At 48.6% G+C, this 15,994-nt stretch carries 13 protein-coding genes; 10 read left to right on the top strand and 3 right to left on the bottom strand.

What is annotated here, in order from left to right:
• Positions 1 to 6: 6 nt before the first annotated feature.
• The 5 genes from ACJ2PR_RS12210 (at position 7) to ACJ2PR_RS12190 (ending at position 5,507) form a co-directional block, all read left to right on the top strand.
• Entirely contained in the window at positions 7 to 1,431 is a 1,425-nt protein-coding gene (locus ACJ2PR_RS12210; protein ID WP_446877184.1) for an O-antigen ligase domain-containing protein, read from the top strand.
• A gap of 108 nt (positions 1,432 to 1,539) precedes the next feature.
• Positions 1,540 to 2,523 (top strand): exostosin domain-containing protein, encoded by a 984-nt coding sequence (locus ACJ2PR_RS12205; RefSeq protein WP_446877183.1) that lies wholly within the window; start codon positions 1,540 to 1,542, stop codon positions 2,521 to 2,523.
• A 22-nt stretch (positions 2,524 to 2,545) separates the two neighbouring features.
• Positions 2,546 to 3,529: a glycosyltransferase family 2 protein gene (locus tag ACJ2PR_RS12200; protein WP_446877181.1), complete on the top strand. Its 984-nt coding sequence runs from the start codon at positions 2,546 to 2,548 to the stop codon at positions 3,527 to 3,529.
• A gap of 218 nt (positions 3,530 to 3,747) precedes the next feature.
• Positions 3,748 to 4,263, top strand: a complete 516-nt coding sequence (locus tag ACJ2PR_RS12195) for a serine O-acetyltransferase (protein ID WP_446877180.1) — start codon at positions 3,748 to 3,750, stop codon at positions 4,261 to 4,263.
• 206 nt (positions 4,264 to 4,469) lie between these two features.
• Positions 4,470 to 5,507 (top strand): glycosyltransferase family 4 protein, encoded by a 1,038-nt coding sequence (locus ACJ2PR_RS12190; protein WP_446877179.1) that lies wholly within the window; start codon positions 4,470 to 4,472, stop codon positions 5,505 to 5,507.
• A 295-nt stretch (positions 5,508 to 5,802) separates the two neighbouring features.
• Here ACJ2PR_RS12190 and ACJ2PR_RS12185 read toward each other — a convergent pair whose 3' ends face one another.
• Together ACJ2PR_RS12185 and ACJ2PR_RS12180 are read right to left on the bottom strand one after the other, a co-directional pair.
• Positions 5,803 to 7,050 (bottom strand): glycosyltransferase family 4 protein, encoded by a 1,248-nt coding sequence (locus ACJ2PR_RS12185; RefSeq protein WP_446877178.1) that lies wholly within the window; start codon positions 7,048 to 7,050, stop codon positions 5,803 to 5,805.
• 149 nt (positions 7,051 to 7,199) lie between these two features.
• Entirely contained in the window at positions 7,200 to 8,189 is a 990-nt protein-coding gene (locus ACJ2PR_RS12180) for a glycosyltransferase family 2 protein (RefSeq protein WP_446877177.1), read from the bottom strand.
• An 811-nt stretch (positions 8,190 to 9,000) separates the two neighbouring features.
• Between ACJ2PR_RS12180 and ACJ2PR_RS12175 the strand changes: the two genes are divergently transcribed.
• Genes ACJ2PR_RS12175 through rfbB form a run of 5 tightly spaced genes read left to right on the top strand, consistent with a single transcriptional unit; the run spans position 9,001 to position 15,624 of the window.
• Positions 9,001 to 11,982, top strand: coding sequence for a PA14 domain-containing protein (locus tag ACJ2PR_RS12175; RefSeq protein ID WP_446877176.1), 2,982 nt, complete (start codon positions 9,001 to 9,003; stop codon positions 11,980 to 11,982).
• Positions 11,983 to 12,007: 25 nt separating this feature from the next.
• Positions 12,008 to 12,553, top strand: a complete 546-nt coding sequence (gene rfbC, locus ACJ2PR_RS12170) for a dTDP-4-dehydrorhamnose 3,5-epimerase (RefSeq protein ID WP_446869200.1) — start codon at positions 12,008 to 12,010, stop codon at positions 12,551 to 12,553.
• A gap of 19 nt (positions 12,554 to 12,572) precedes the next feature.
• Positions 12,573 to 13,472, top strand: a complete 900-nt coding sequence (gene rfbD / locus ACJ2PR_RS12165; RefSeq protein WP_446877175.1) for a dTDP-4-dehydrorhamnose reductase — start codon at positions 12,573 to 12,575, stop codon at positions 13,470 to 13,472.
• Positions 13,469 to 14,542 carry a glucose-1-phosphate thymidylyltransferase gene (locus ACJ2PR_RS12160; protein WP_446877174.1) on the top strand — a complete coding sequence of 358 codons (1,074 nt, stop codon included), beginning with the start codon at positions 13,469 to 13,471 and terminating at the stop codon, positions 14,540 to 14,542. The genes rfbD and ACJ2PR_RS12160 overlap by 4 nt, the downstream gene beginning before the upstream one ends.
• Positions 14,542 to 15,624, top strand: coding sequence for a dTDP-glucose 4,6-dehydratase (gene rfbB / locus ACJ2PR_RS12155; protein ID WP_446869204.1), 1,083 nt, complete (start codon positions 14,542 to 14,544; stop codon positions 15,622 to 15,624). Before ACJ2PR_RS12160 ends, rfbB begins: the two co-directional genes overlap by 1 nt.
• Here the strand turns inward: rfbB and ACJ2PR_RS12150 are convergent.
• Positions 15,609 to 15,863 carry a hypothetical protein gene (locus tag ACJ2PR_RS12150; protein WP_446877173.1) on the bottom strand — a complete coding sequence of 85 codons (255 nt, stop codon included), beginning with the start codon at positions 15,861 to 15,863 and terminating at the stop codon, positions 15,609 to 15,611. The two genes, rfbB and ACJ2PR_RS12150, sit on opposite strands and share 16 nt — an antisense overlap.
• Between the last annotated feature and the right edge of the window lie 131 nt (positions 15,864 to 15,994).

The raw sequence follows: 15,994 nt of genomic DNA, 5'->3' as shown, positions 1-15,994 counted from the left end.
AAGCCCATGTTTGCTTTGATCCCCCTCGTCTTGTTTGGCTGGATACCGATCGTTCTCTTTTTGTTTAAGCATCTGCCGCCTCAGAGAGCCTTGATCATCAGCTTCATTATGGCCTACCTGTTTCTGCCCGTCTATGACTATCTGATTCCAGGACTGCCTTCCTATGGCAAGATGTCAGCGACCTGTTACGCCGTTGTGATTGCGGTACTTTTCTTCGATATCGATCGCTTCAAGTCCTTTCGATTTAGTTTGGTGGATATTCCGATCGCGCTGTGGTGTCTGTGCCATGTTGCCTCTTCGTTGAACAATGGTCTTAGTCTCTATGATGGCTTTCGGGCGGCATCTGAGCGGTTTGCAGTTTGGGGAGTTCCTTACTTTTTTGGGCGGGTCTATCTCAATAGTTTGGTGGGTCTGCGAGCGTTAGCAGTCGGCATTTTTGCAGGTGGGTTGGTCTATGCGCCGCTTTGTCTGTTTGAGTTTAAGATGAGTCCTCAACTCCACAGAAAGCTGTACGGCATTGATGTCAATAGCTATGCGTTTGTGCAATCCATCCGCAAGGGAGGCTATCGCCCTTATCTATTTAATGTTCATGGCTTGTCCGTTGCGCTCTGGATGTCAGCCGTCACCATCATTGCGATCTGGCTGTGGCAATCGGGTGCGATCAAGCGCTTTTGGAATATCTCAATGGGGTGGCTAGTGGGGACGTTATTCAGTCTGATGGTTTTGATCCAATCGACGGGGGCGCTGCTTTATGTGTTGCTGTCGATCGCCGTCCTGTCTACTGTCAAGTGGCTGCGTACCTCGATTTTAGTCGTCTTACTGGTTGTGGTGATTCCGTTTTATCTCTACGTGGCGGCGACCGGAAGCTTTAATGGAGATCAAATTACCCAATTCTTTTCGAGTGCTGTCAATCCAGATCGGGCCGACTCCCTACAGTTTAGGCTAAACCAGGAGAAAGCGCTGGTCGTCAAAGCTCGTGAACGGATGATTGTCGGTTGGGCAGGGTGGGGGCGATCGCGCATCGTTGATGAATGGGGACAGGATGCTTCGGTGACGGATAGTTGGTGGGTGATTACCTTTGGTGTCAACGGAGCCTTGGGACTAGCCTGCGGTACAACGGTCGTCTTGTTGCCTGTGTTGATGTTTGTCGGTTATTACCCAGCCAGAACCTGGTTGCACCCCAAAGTTGCGCCATCTGCTGCTATTTCTCTCGTTTTAGTCTTTTATATGGTAGACAACTTAGTGAATGCAATGGCAATGCCTGTATTTGTGTTGGGAATTGGGGGTCTATCTGGTTTGATGGCCCGGCATCTAGAGTCTGACCAGCTTGGCGTTGACGGCATTGATCTATCACTAGCAGAGCGTTTGGTCGTGAAACAGCTTCAGCTATCACCTGCTCAAGAAGAAGTCGATCGGGGGCGATCGCTGTAATTCACATAACCTTCTGCACTGCCCATTTGCACCACCCAATTGACTATTTCTAATCCAACAGAAAGCCAAATGTTAGACAGCCCTCTGTATTGAGAATGAGTGGTAGAGATGAGAAAGAAAGTTAGGCTTGTTATTTTAGACTTCGAGTTTATTCACTATGACTATTACAAAGACATTCAACTAGCGCTCTCTAAAAAAGGAGTAGACTGCACGATTCAAAAAGTAGCGGGATTTGAGATTACTCGCTGCAATTCAATTAACTTAAAGCACCTGAAGCAGGCATTTAGAAAAGAAGAAAATGAGGTTGTCGTATTCATCCCTGACACCACCGAGTTGTATTTGAAAGAGCCGGACTTGAGTATTATGTTCTCTGGTTATCGCTCCTGGTGTGACGCTACTCGCCTAAAAATCATTCCGCACATTTGGACTCCTAACTCAGGCACCGCAGACATAGAAGCTTTACAGTGGAAGCACAAGCCTGCCTTGTCTATCGGATTTATGGGCAACTCTTATGAGCATTCGGGAGGAGCAAAGTTAGCCGCCTACCTCCCCACATTTTTGAAGAAGAAGTTTGTCCAGGGATGGCATCTCAAGTATCTCGAATTTCTACTTAGCCCCAAAGGGATGAGACTGCCTGTTCTCTTCTTTCCCTGCATCGCCAGAATTGAGGCTCTAAGAAACTTAGAAGCGTCGAATCTACCACTAGATATTGTCAGAAAAGGGGCTTTTGTACCCGACCCAAAAGATGCTGAGATTTATAGAAGCCATTTACTCAACAATACTTATGTGCTTTGTCCAAGAGGGGTCGAAAACTATAGCTTCAGATTTTATGAAACACTGTCATGGGGCAGAGTGCCTGTGCTAATCGACACAGATATGATGTTGCCTCTTCACGTCGATTGGGATGAAGTCTGTATTAGAGTTCCTTATAGCAACCTGGATCAACTAGAAACGATAATTCGCAAGGACTATGAAACAACCTCAGAAGCCGCCTTTATCGAAAGGCAATCTAGAAGTCTGGCACTCATGAAGGAGTTGAGAGAGAAAAACTGGCTACATGAGATTACCGAACAAATTTTTGCACTGACCTGAGCGAAAGGAGCACCTAACTAACATGCCTGGTCTAAGTCAACTAAACAAAACACATCTGCTAGTCGTGATCTTGAACTATCGTACTCCCGATTTGACGATCGACTGCCTACGATCCTTACTCCATGAGGTGCAGTCTGTACCTAATACACAAGTTGTTGTTTCAGACAACGATTCTCAAGATGGCTCTGTTGAAAAAATTGGAGCAGCAATTGAGACCGAAGGTTGGGGAGCGTGGGTGTCTCTGATGCCGCTGGATCGCAATGGGGGATTTGCGTTTGGCAATAATGCAGTCATCCGCGCTGCCCTCGATTCACCTGATCCGCCTGCCTACTTTTGGTTACTCAATCCAGATACGATCGTGCATCCCGGTGCATTAAAGGCATTGGTTGAATTTATCAGCGATCGCTTCGATGTGGGAATTGTGGGTAGTCGTTTGGAAAATCCGGATGGCACCTGTCAACATTCAGCCTTTCGGTTTCCGAGTATTTTTAGTGAGTTAGATTTTGGACTGAGTTTGGGGCTGGTGTCCAAATTGCTGTCCAGGTGGGCGGTCATTCCGCCAATCTCTGAAGCAGTCTGTCAAACGGATTGGCTATCGGGAGCCAGTATGATGGTGCGTCGTGAAGTCTTTGAGACAGGAGGCTTACTGGATGAGCAGTATTTTATGTACTTTGAGGAACTAGATTTTTGTCGCCAAACGCAGCGATCGGGCTGGTCTTGCTGGTATGTGCCCCAGAGTCGAGTCATTCACCTGGTCGGACAAAGCTCTGGTATGAATACAAACACGATCAAACGCCTTCCTCAATACTGGTTTGATTCGAGACGCTACTACTTTCTCAAAAATCATGGCTGGTGGTATGCTGCGATCGCGGATGCTGTCTGGCTAGTTGCCTTTGTTTTACGCAAGTTCAGACAGTTTCTCCAGGGCAAGCCAGAACAAACCCCACCCAGGCTACTCCAAGATTTTTGGACAAACAGTGTGTTCTTTAAAGGCAAACAAGCCTGAGCCAAGTAAAATTCGCCACTTGAAGCTGTCCGTTTAGACAACTGTCCTCTACTGGAATTGCAAAATGTACCATTGTGATTTAATAAAACAATGTTCGTTTTAGACAAGCACACAGCGGATCGGACAAAGGGCTTTTGACAGAGCAAGTTTAGGAGCAAACGTTATAATGTCCAACGCTTCCAGTCTCTCACCGTCCCCCAGCAACTTTTGAATTAGCGATGGCATCACAAGTTTCTGCTACAGAGCCAGATTGGTTACGCGAAAAATGTAGTGGCTGGTGGGAGCCGAGCCGTCAGTTGATCAAAGCAATCCGAGGCTATCAATATTGGCGGTCGCGTGGTGGAATGATTGGTCGATCGCTGGCTGCTTTGGCAATTCTTCAACATCGATTTTGGAGTGTGGTAACGGGGTCTGACATTCCCTTAAACTGTCAAATTGAAGGCGGATTGCTTTTACCGCATCCCAATGGCGTGGTAATTCATCCGTCGGTGTTGATCGGGCCAAATTGTCTGATTCTTCAGCAGGTGACGATCGTAGGTGGCGTAGAAATTGGCGGACATGTAGACATCGGAGCAGGTGCCAAGATTATTCGGGCGGTCAAAATTGGGGATCATGCTCAGATTGGGGCAAATGCTGTCGTGCTGTGTGATGTGCCACCCGGAGCTACTGCCGTCGGCATTCCAGCAAAAATCATTCGGGCTAAAAGTTCTGACCTGCTGCTTGATGCCAAGTAGCTAAAAGAACATCTAATTCAGCAGATTCATCAATGAATGTTACCAGATTAAAGCTTCCAAAACTAACTGAGTGTAGCCTTAGTAACTTTAGTAGCCACAATAGACACTAGATCAAACCGTTTCGTTGCTTTCTGAGCTTAATTGTTCCAGGTTCACTAACCCTGCCTTTTAGAAAAGTCCAACTGTTGCTGTGATTGCTGATGACTATGACACTGAATAGGACACGACCGATCGAGATTGTCTGCTGTACTCCCTTTTTTGAAGAAAACTGGCGCTGGTTTTCAGAAGAATTCGATCGACAGCAGTTTCGCTGGACATTTTTTAACGATCGTCCCCAGGGAGCGATTGAAACTGCGATTCGTCGCCCCAACTTATCCATGATTCGGGCTTGTTGGCAGGCTGTCGTCTATGTAAAAAAACATCAGGTTCAACTATTAGTCACCCACGATCCGAGAGTTTCTTTTTGGTGTGCCGTCTTTGTGTCGCTGCTCCAGGTCAAGACTGATCACATTGCTCATTCTTTTAACTTTCCTGCCCTGCCACGCGGACTTAAGTATCACTGTATGAAGTGGGCGTTTGCTAACATCAGTCAGTTTATGGTTTACTCCACCTTTGAGCAAACGCTTTATCGAGACTATTTTGGGCTGGCGATCGAGCGAATCAAAGTCGTCTTTTTTGGAGCCAGCAAACCTCAATTTCTGTCTGATGAGGGCGATCGAGAGGACTATATTTGTGCCATTGGCGGCAACTCACGGGACTATCCCACGCTGATACAAGCGTTAGAAACGTTACCCAACATTCCTACAATACTGGTGGTTAGACCTGACAATCTGGAGAAGCTAAAACTGCCTTCTCACGTCAAAGCCCTTGTGAATATCCCTTTTCCTAAAGCAATGTCGATTTTGAAGCATTCACGCTTTATGGTGCTGCCGCTCAAAGGCTCTGAGGTTCCCTGTGGTCATGTGACGCTGGTCGCTGCGATGCACTTAGGAAAGACGTTTATTGTGACAGATTCTCACGGGGTGAGTGACTATGCACACCATGAGGACAATGCAATTTTGTGCAATCCGTTTGATCCGGATGGGTTAGCGGATGCGATCGCAGCCCTCTGGAATGATCCCAAAAAGTGTCAGCGTCTGAGTCAGAATGCGCTGGGCTTTGTCGAAAAGCATTGTTCTGAAGAATCTACTTTGTCCGACTTTCGACAGCTTTTAGCAGAGCGAGGTCTGTATCAACCGACGTGAGACAAAGATCCTAAAAAACGTGCATTCGATGAAGTTTTTTTGCTTCGTTGTTCACGGCTTCTGCCCCCAAGCTGCCAATTTTGGCGGACTTTCAGAGAGGAATTCTGGTTCAAAGTCCCTCACTCGTGGGGGATTTAGGGGGCGTTCCTGGATCTAAAAGCGAAGCGAAGCGTTCATCGAACTGACGTTAGAGCAAGATTTTCAAATCAAAGTCCCTCACTTGTGGGGGATCTAGGGGGCTGCCCGGATTGACGACCGCAGCGAAAGATTCCGTCGAATTTGCATTAAAAAAATTCTACGACTGCCAACGGACGATCGTCTGCTGGTAGATTTCAATCATGCGATCAATCTTGCGTTCCCAGTCAAAGTGTTGGGCTACTCGCGCTTGTCCGGCTTGTCCCATCTGCGATCGTAGCGCTGGGGACTCAGCCAACTTCAACATCGCATCCGTAAACCCCTTCACCAAAGCCTCTCTAGAAGTTGGATCGATCAAAAATCCGCAGTCTGCATTTACATAGTCCATCGGCCCACCCCAGTTGGTCGCAATCACCGGGAGTCCCATTGCCATTGCTTCTAAGACCACGGCTCCCCCACATTCGAGTAAGCTGGTGAGTACCAATCCATCCGCCGCTTGTAGCCTACTCGCACAGTCTGATTGTGAAAGAAAGCCCGTAAACTTAACGTGATCAGACAGCTTGAGTCTGGCAGCCTGGGCCTCTAGTTGTTGCCGCAGTACCCCATCGCCAATGATTTCTAAAATCGCTCCCGTCTGAGCCGCAACAGGCTGAAAAGCGTCTAACAACAAATCGACCGCTTTCCAATCGACCAGACGGCCAATATAGACAAACTGAACGCAGCCGTAGGGATCTTTGGGCTGGGGAGTGGACGATCGCCACACAGACAAATCCACTCCATTTTCTACCAGTTCGATTACCGTTCCACGAATCCCGGCTGGAAGTGCTTGTTTGGTACGCTGATTGGCAACCAGGAGCGTCTGTGCCTTCAGTTTGCCAGGTAAAAGGTGATTGCACCCATTGGAGACTGAGCGCCCCAGTGAGACTGCCCGTTCTACCCAGTGACTTTGGCGCGATCGAAAAGCAGGCGGATACTCCATTCCTCCATTCATCGGCCCGATGACGACAGGCGCTCCGATCGCAAACATGAGCGACGGCTGCTTGGGAGATACGGGAATCGGCTCATGAACGACATCGATCTGGTGTTCTCGCACTAATTGACACACGATTCGATGCTGAATCATTTGAGTGTATAGGTGCATCAAAAGTCCTGTCGTTGCGCCTGCTATCTGCCCTGGCAACAGTTTTCCTAGCTGATAGAGCGATCGATGTACCCAGGTATCCGCGACAAAATGCATGTGGTCAACGGCTTCGGGAAGCAACGTTTGCAGTTCAGCTTGAGTCCGGGAATGAGCAACTAGCCAGGTGTCGATATTGCGCGATCGCAGCAGACGAAAGTAGTGTAGAGGCAAAAAGGCTTCCCCTCCAAACTTGGCAGAGGCATGTTCAGCAACAATCACAACTTTCATAAACGTTTTTTAATACAGCTCTTCCAGGTCAACTTCTTTGGGACAAGCTCAAAGCACCGAACATTAGACTTTCTGCACGAATCATAGATGCCCTCCGAAGGCTCTTGCGAAGCTAACATTAATCGCCAGGGTATTTTGATTCAAACACGTCATTCCTGCCTGTACTCAATGAGCTTTGTTGGAGCGCCCAACCATCGACTGCCCAAAAACTTGATTGCGCCCCCGGCCTGTGCAAACTTGCCCAACACACAGAAACTAGCATAGAGCAGGGCATGTCTACTACAGACATTCTTCTGACGCTGGTAGACAAAAATTCGACTAAATAACACTAGGTAACCTATTAGCAGAAGTAGGCTGAAACCTTGAGTCACCCCAACCATCCCAAGGGCAGCTATCGGTAAGCCCAACCCCCAAAAAACAATACTTTGAGTTTCGCGTAGCCAGTGTCGATCGGGAGTCTGCCCATGTAGCCAGGCCCCTTCTGCGTAAGCATAGCCCGATCGCAGAGTTCGCTTCCACCATTGTCTGAGATGGGTCATTTGAGCATCGTGCAGGGTCATTTCGGCATCCAGTCGCCAAATCTGCCACCCCGCTTGACGCAATCGAACACAAAGCTCTGGTTCTTCTCCCGCGATCAACGTCGGATTAAAGCCCGCCACTTGTTGAAATGCCTGTACTCGCATCATCGCAATCCCGCCGCATTCTTTTACCTCGCCAACGGGCGTATCCCACTCCATGTCACACAGTCGGTTATAGATTGATAAGTCTGGAAAGCGCTCCCGCACCCGACCACAGACGATCGCTGCTTGATGATTAGTAGACAATTCTGTTTGAGCCAGTTCTAGCCAGCCTTCAACCATTTCACAGTCGCCATCGACAAATTGCACAACCTCGATCGTCGGAGCAATCACCAACAAATGCTCAAATCCTGCGTTTCTAGCGCGCGCTGCCGTAAAGGGAATCGAAAGATCCAAGTTGACAACCGCAACTCCGAGCGATCGGGCCAGTTCTACACTGCCATCGGTTGATCCCGAATCGACATAGACAATCCAAGCTGCCTTACCAATTGCCGACAATAAGCATTGGTGTAATCGCTGACCTTCATTGCGCCCGATCGCAACTAATCCAATTTGATTCAAAATGAGTACCTAAAGGTAGAAAGTCCGTCTCAGGCTAGTTCTGACTTATCAACCAGGCTGACAATTCTAACTAGAAACCTGTGTGATTAATGACTTTGCTTGATGCGGTTATTCATCATTCAACTAAGCAGAAGTCGCCCAACTCACTGCCTCAAATAACATCGGTAATGGTAACAAAACAGCTTGCCGACCACTCATCGCACTAACTTTGCCATCCTTTCAAAAGTGTTTTTGCTCGATCGCCTCCTACACAATAATTAGCAAACTTAATAATTAGCAAACTTAATTTTCCAGTGTTTTTACTGTTAAATCATGATAGAAAGAAAATAGCAATAGGACAGCTTTGGTCTTTTTCAAGTCCTTACAGGGCTGCACTGGGTCAAAAACTCTGATCTTCTCAAAAAGGCACTCAACTCAAGTTTATTTCTTGGTGAAGATTATATGAAGCAGTGAGTTCTCTCTGTAATTTCCTGGATACTGATGATGGTGCAGTCGCTAAAACAAGTGAAAGCGATCGTTCTTTGAACACTTGTTCACGTTGTGAATACTACAGAGTTTGTAGAGACTTTGGACTCTAGCCTTTGGACAGCGAAGCAGGTTTAGTTTCTTGTCTAATGTCCTGTGTCTGGTGTCTCTTGTCCGAAAAATCCAGCTATTTACCAGAGATCTGTTCTTCTAACCTCAATTTCAACCTCAGAGTAAATTGTTTTAGCAACTTCGATCTACAGCTTTGGAGCGGATTTTAAATGGTTATTCTCAAGAAAAATGTTAGCGGAGTGTTCATACTATCCTCCATTTAGAAAAGTTAGGTATGTTCAATCCTGAGTTTGGTTCTCTGACTGATTTGAGTTCGGTTAATGTGCATAGCAATCGAGTAGCCGCCCTACAATCGTCGCTATTAGAAAATGGGATCAGCGCCTCCAGTGATCCAGCGATCACGCCTCCCTCTACTGGGAAGGGGCTATTAGGCCAATACTACGACAACAAATTCAACAGTCTCAAACTAACTCGCACTGATGCCGCGATCGACTTTAACTGGGGAGGCGGATCGCCTGATTCTACTGTTCCGATCGATCAGTTCTCAGTGCGCTGGACTGGAAAAATACAGCCTGCCTACTCCGAAACCTACACCTTCTACACGCTCTCAGATGATGGAGTCAGACTATGGATTAATGGGCAACAAATTATTAACAATTGGACAGACCACCCCCCGATCGAGGACAGCAACGCTATCACCCTGATCGCTGGTCAAAAGTACGACATCAGGCTTGAATACTACGAGGGCACTGGGGGAGCCATCTCCAAACTAAGCTGGTCTAGCCCCAATCAGCCCAAAGAAATCATTCCGCAAGCTCGCCTCTATGAGCCAGATTTGACCCTGCCCACCGCCGACCTAACTGCACCAGATGTCTTCAACAGTGGCGGGACGAGCTACCGCTTTACGGTCACCTACAAAGACACTCAAGCTATCAAACTCGCCACAATTGATCGTCAAGACATTCTAGTGAGTGGGCCCAATCGCTTTAGTCAACCTGCACAGTTAGTCAGTGTTAGCGGCGAGGGCAGTCTGGTAACAGCGACCTACAGCATGGACGTTCCGGGGGGTGCGTGGGATGCGATCGACACAGGCAGTTACACCGTTGTACTTCAAGCAAATCAGGTCAGCGATACAGATAACAACTTCATCCCAGCAGGGACTTTGGGCACTTTTCGGGTCGATCTGGCTCCGCCCACAGCAACGTTTAGGGGGACGACTGCGATCGCGGGTGGAACTGATTATCGTTTTACCATTGTCTACAGTGATGACACAGCCGTTTCTCGCAGAACGATCGACAATCCCAACATCGTGATTAGCGGCCCCAATAACTTTCGTCAGATTGCACAGTTTAATAGCGTCAACAGCGATCGAGATGGTCGCTCGCTCACTGTCCTTTATGGCACCAACGCACCAGGCGGCATTTGGGATTCAGCCGATACGGGCACTTACACCATCACCCTACAGCCCAATCAGGTCAGCGATGCTAATAGCAATTTTATGCCTACTGAAGTGTTAGGCAGCTTTCAGATTGATTTGACTCCACCGACAGCAACCTTAAGCGCGACACCTATCACTGAGGGAAGTAGCCGCTATACCTTCAGTGTCTTGTATGGAGACGAAACAGGTGTGAGCCGATCGACGATCGACAATCAAGATGTTCTCGTCAATGGCCCTAAGAACTTTAGTCAACTAGCAAAGTTAGTTAGCACCACGCTCGAACCAAGTCGCCCCCTGATCGCAACCTACAGCATTGATGCCCCCGATGGTGTCTGGAAATCAACCGATGCTGGCACTTACTCCCTCGCACTTCAAGCAAACCAGATTAGCGATCTCAATAGCAACTTCACCTCCGCTGGTGTTTTGGGCACGCTCCAAGTCGATTTTGTGGCACCAACGGCCCAACTAGCGGTCTTAAATCCTGTGATTAGAGGCAGTAACCGCTACCGTTTTGAGGTGACTTATCAAGATGATGTTGCCGTGGGACGATCGACGATCGACAATCAAGATATTCTCGTCAACGGCCCCAAAAACTTCAGTCAACTGGCGAAATTAGTCAGTGTTAAAGGTGATGGCGATCGTACGGTTCTGGCTACTTATGAAATCGAAGCGACTGGCGCATGGGATTCAGCCGACACGGGAGACTATAGAATCACGCTACAAGCCAATCAGGTCAGCGATTTGAGCGGCAATTTTGCACCCACGAGCCTTCTGAATACACTGCGGGTCAGCTTGCCGGGTGATGATTTCAACGGAGACGGTAAAGCCGATGTGCTGTGGTACAACCCTGACACCCGCAACGTAGAACTGTGGCTGATCAATGGAGTAGAACCGCCCGGAACTAAAATTGTCGGCACGAACAACGCCTCAATCGAACAGATTGGCGACTTTAACGGCGATGGTAAAAGCGATCTGGTGTGGCGCAAAAAAACAGGCGAAGTTGAGATTTGGTTTTTGGATGGGTTCAGGTCGATCGAGAAAGTAACGTTGCCCTATCGCGTGCCTGCTGATTGGAGTTCGACGATCGGCGACTTGAATGGAGACGGCAAAAGCGACCTCTTCTGGCGCAAAGATACAGGTGAAGTGGGCATTTGGCTATTCGATGGCGCACTGCCAACTGCGACCATGTTCCCCTACATCGTGCCTGCTGACTGGACTCAAACCCCAGGTGACTTTAATGGAGATGGCAAAAGCGACCTCTTCTGGCGCAAAGATACAGGCGAAGTGGGCATTTGGCTATTCGATGGCGCAAAAGTGCCGACTGCGACCATATTCCCCTACATCGTGCCTGCTGACTGGACTCAAACCCCAGGTGACTTTAATGGAGATGGCAAAACTGACCTCTTCTGGCGCAAAGATACGGGTGAAGTGGGCATCTGGCTATTTGATGGCGCAAAAGTGCCGACTGCAACCATGTTGACCTACATCGTGCCCTCTGACTGGAGTTTGGCGGTTGGAGACTTTAATGGAGACGGCAAACACGATCTCTTGTGGCGCAAAGATACGGGTGAAGTGGGCATCTGGCTAATGGAGGGCGCAAACCTGTCGAATGTGACGATTCTGCCTTTTCTGATTTCATCCAATTTCAGCGCGATCGTCAGTGATTTTAATGGAGACATCAAGACCGATGTTTTGTGGTACAACTCGCTCACTCGTGAGGTTAGACTGTGGCTCATAGACAACACTCAGATTGTCAACACTGCCAGCTACACCCGGATGATGGACTCAGCGATCGCTAACCTGACAGCCTTTGACTAAACCTACCTCCAACGGAACGATAGCCATGAATGTTTTACCGACTTCTATCGCAGATGTCCTGATTTTGGAGCCTCAGATATTTCAAGACGATCGCGGCTTCTTTTTAGAGAGCTACAACGAAAAGGCACTCGCCGAAAAAGCAGGTATCTACGATCGCTTTGTTCAGGACAATCACTCTAGCTCCAAACAACATGTTCTGCGCGGATTGCACTATCAGATCCAGCAGCCCCAAGGCAAGTTAGTCCGAGCGATCGCAGGCACAATTCTAGATGTCGCCGTCGATTTGAGAAAACAATCTCCCACCTTTGGGCAATCAGCTAGTTGTGTTCTCAGTGCCGAAAATAAACGTCAGTTTTGGGTGCCAAAAGGCTTTGCCCACGGCTTTTTAGTGCTGTCAGATCGGGCAGAAGTGATGTACAAAACAACCGACTACTACGCCCCCCAACATGAACGGTGCATTCTGTGGAATGATCCCGATTTAGCGATCGAGTGGTCACTCTCCATCGATCCGATTCTCTCAGCCAAAGATCAGGCCGGACAGTCTTTTGCAACTGCTGAACTCTTTATCTAAAACGCACAAACGCACAAGTATGAAGCGCATTCTATTAACAGGTAGCGACGGACAGGTTGGGCAAGACCTTCAGAAAAGTTTGAAGGGAACGATCGCTGTCACCCGCAACACTCTCGACTTAACCCAGCCCGACCAGATTCGGCAAATGGTTGAGCAGGTCAAGCCTGATTTAATTGTGAATGCGGCCGCTTATACCGCCGTCGATCGCGCTGAAACAGAACCCGAATTAGCCTATGCGGTGAATGCGATCGCGCCGGGCATTCTATCTGAAATGGCTCAAAAGGTTGGGGCAGATTTGATTCATCTCTCGACGGACTATGTGTTTGATGGCACGCAGAGTACGCCCTACACCGAACAAGATCTTCCCAATCCAATCAGCGTTTATGGACGGTCTAAACTAGCCGGAGAGCAAGCCATTCAGCAATCCTGGTGCTCAACTCACACAAGCTATCTGATTATCAGAACCGCCTGGGTTTATGGCGCTCATGGCAAAAGCAATTTCGTGAAAACCATGCTGAGACTTGGAGCCGATCGCGACCAAATTCGAGTTGTCACTGACCAGATCGGCACCCCCACCTGGAGCCACCATCTCGCTCAAGCGATCGCTAATCTAATTCCCAAACTCAAGGACAATTCAGGCATCTACCACTTTACTAATCAAGGAACCGCAAGCTGGTACGACTTTGCAACCGCCATTTTTGAAGAAGCCACAGCCCTCGGATTTCCGCTGAAGGTGCAGTCGGTTGTCCCGATTACGACGGCTGAGTATCCCACGCCAGCACAGCGTCCCGCCTATTCTCTACTTTCTAGCGACAAACTTTCTGCCCTACTGAAGACTGATCCTCCGACGTGGAGACCCGCACTCAGACAAATGTTGATCGAACTCAAAACCACCGCCGTTTTACAGGTAACTCAATGAAGGCACTCATTCTCTCAGGAGGCAAGGGCACCCGTCTGCGACCTCTCACCTACACAGGCGCAAAGCAACTCGTCCCGGTCGCCAACAAACCTATTCTCTGGTATGGCATCGAAGGCATCGTCGCCGCAGGCATTACCGAAATCGGCATTATTATCAGTCCCGAAACGGGCGAAGAAGTCCAGTCTAAAACTGGGAACGGCGATCGCTTTGGAGCCAACATCACCTACATTTTGCAGGAACACCCTGCGGGTTTAGCTCACGCTGTTAAAATCGCTCAACCATTTTTAGAAGATGCGCCGTTTGTCATGTATCTGGGCGACAACTTGATCCAGGGCGGTTTGTCCGACTTCCTTAACAGCTTTAAGGCTCAGACTTTGGATGCTTTGATTCTCTTGAGGGCGGTTGCCAATCCGAGTGCGTTTGGGGTGGCGACAGTTGATGAACAAGGTCGAGTCCTTCAGCTAGTTGAAAAGCCAAAAGTCCCTTCGTCCAATCTGGCACTGGTGGGGATCTACTTCTTTTCGCCTGCGGTTCATCAAGCGATCGCTCAGATTCAACCGTCTGAACGGGGGGAACTAGAAATCACCGATGCCATCCAATGTTTGATCGACCAACAAAAGCGCGTCGAAGCATCGGAGCTAGAAGGCTGGTGGCTGGACACCGGAAAAAAAGACGATCTGCTGGCTGCCAATCAAACCATTCTCGATAGCTGTCTCACCTCTGACATAGTGGGAGACGTAGACGCTAAAAGTCAAATTATTGGTAGAGTCCAGATTGGCAAAGGCTCTCAAATTACCAACTGTACAATTCGCGGGCCCGTCGCGATCGGTGCCCACTGCCACATTGAGAATTGCTTTATTGGCCCTTATAGCAGCATTGCCGATCGCGTGACCCTGATTGACACTGACCTGGAACACAGCGTGATCTTAGAAGGCGCAAAAATCAACGGCGTTCATCATCGGATTGTCGATAGTGTGATTGGGCAGCGAGCGAATCTAACCGTAGCGCCCCAACGCCCCAAGGCACTGCGCTTTTTGATCGGAGACGACTGTCAAATCGAGTTGGTTTAATGATGAATCTCAACGCTACTGCTCGTCGCATCTTGATCACTGGAGGAGCCGGATTTATTGGCTCAAATTTTGTCCGTCACTGGTGTGCGGCTCATCCTCACGATCGCATGGTCGTCCTCGATGCGCTCACCTATGCTGGCAATCGGCAAAACTTAGCCGGACTCGAAGCATCACTGCGATTTGTACAAGGCGATATTTGCGATCGCTTCCTCATCGACACCCTTTTACAAGAAGAAGCCATTGATACGATCGCTCATTTTGCCGCAGAGTCCCATGTCGATCGCTCGATTCTCAAGCCTGATGCCTTTATTCAAACCAATATTGTCGGCACGTTTACGCTATTAGAGGCGTTCTATCAAGCCTGGAAAGCTAACCAGCAGCCAGATTATCGCTTTCTCCACGTCTCAACTGATGAAGTGTATGGCAGCCTTGGGTCTGACGATCCTGCCTTTACAGAAACGACTCCGTTTGCCCCCAACAGTCCCTATTCTGCATCCAAAGCGGGGAGTGATCATCTAGTTCGAGCCTATTACCACACCTATGGGTTGCCAACGCTGATCACCAATTGCTCTAACAACTACGGCCCCTACCACTTCCCAGAAAAGCTGATTCCCTTGATGTGCATCAACATTCTCATGGGCAAGCCGCTCCCCGTTTATGGAGATGGACAAAACATTCGAGATTGGTTGTATGTGGGCGATCACTGTCGGGCGATCGAGACCGTCATCGAGCGAGGTCAACCGGGCGAAACCTACAACATCGGCGGCAACAACGAAGTGAAAAACATCGACCTCGTTCATATGCTGTGCGATCTGATGGAAGAACTTGCCCCTGATCTACCTGTGCGTCCTCATCAGTTAATCACCTTTGTCAAAGACCGACCAGGACACGATCGCCGCTATGCCATTGATGCCACCAAGATCAAAACGCAACTCGGCTGGACTCCTAACGAAACGATCGCGAGTGGTTTGCGACACACCGTTCAGTGGTATTTAGATCACCCTGACTGGTGGCAGCCTCTCCTCTCCCCAGACTATCAGACCTACTATCAACAGGTTTACGCGACTCATGGCTCCTCTTGAGCACGACCGCTCAATATTTCGAGGATGCGACGATTTTCGGTTTGCAGTCCCCTCACTTCTGATTGCATTTCATCAATTCGAGTCAGGACGGATTCAAATAATGTCTCAGTTCTCTCCATATATTGCTGCTGAGTTTGAGCTAGGCGATCGACAGCTTGCATCGTGGTTCTAAGGTGTTGGCTGTTGTCGTAGACTACATCAATGATCGTCTGATGATGAGTCGCAGCGATCGCCCCCAACCACCCCTTGACTAAATCTTGACTAAAAACAGCGTGTCATTCAGGTACGTTTAGGTACATTCAGGTATATTAATCATTTTTGCCAGTAGGCTGAAGTTCTTCTAACACAAGGATTTCAGCCTATTTTTTTT

It is taken from the genome of Phormidesmis sp. 146-33, from assembly GCF_052939515.1.
This window is presented reverse-complemented; position numbering and strand designations above follow the sequence as displayed.

Bases quoted from the DNA above. Each gene is read 5' to 3' on its own strand.
- ACJ2PR_RS12160 (WP_446877174.1), top strand. From the start codon at position 13,469: ATGAAGGCACTCATTCTCTCAGGAGGCAAGGGCACCCGTCTGCGACCT.
- rfbB (WP_446869204.1), top strand. From the start codon at position 14,542: ATGATGAATCTCAACGCTACTGCTCGTCGCATCTTGATCACTGGAGGA.
- ACJ2PR_RS12190 (WP_446877179.1), top strand. From the start codon at position 4,470: ATGACACTGAATAGGACACGACCGATCGAGATTGTCTGCTGTACTCCC.
- ACJ2PR_RS12200 (WP_446877181.1), top strand. From the start codon at position 2,546: ATGCCTGGTCTAAGTCAACTAAACAAAACACATCTGCTAGTCGTGATC.
- ACJ2PR_RS12205 (WP_446877183.1), top strand. From the start codon at position 1,540: ATGAGAAAGAAAGTTAGGCTTGTTATTTTAGACTTCGAGTTTATTCAC.
- rfbC (WP_446869200.1), top strand. From the start codon at position 12,008: ATGAATGTTTTACCGACTTCTATCGCAGATGTCCTGATTTTGGAGCCT.
- ACJ2PR_RS12195 (WP_446877180.1), top strand. From the start codon at position 3,748: ATGGCATCACAAGTTTCTGCTACAGAGCCAGATTGGTTACGCGAAAAA.
- ACJ2PR_RS12175 (WP_446877176.1), top strand. From the start codon at position 9,001: ATGTTCAATCCTGAGTTTGGTTCTCTGACTGATTTGAGTTCGGTTAAT.
- ACJ2PR_RS12210 (WP_446877184.1), top strand. From the start codon at position 7: ATGTTTGCTTTGATCCCCCTCGTCTTGTTTGGCTGGATACCGATCGTT.
- rfbD (WP_446877175.1), top strand. From the start codon at position 12,573: ATGAAGCGCATTCTATTAACAGGTAGCGACGGACAGGTTGGGCAAGAC.
- ACJ2PR_RS12185 (WP_446877178.1), bottom strand. From the start codon at position 7,050: ATGAAAGTTGTGATTGTTGCTGAACATGCCTCTGCCAAGTTTGGAGGG.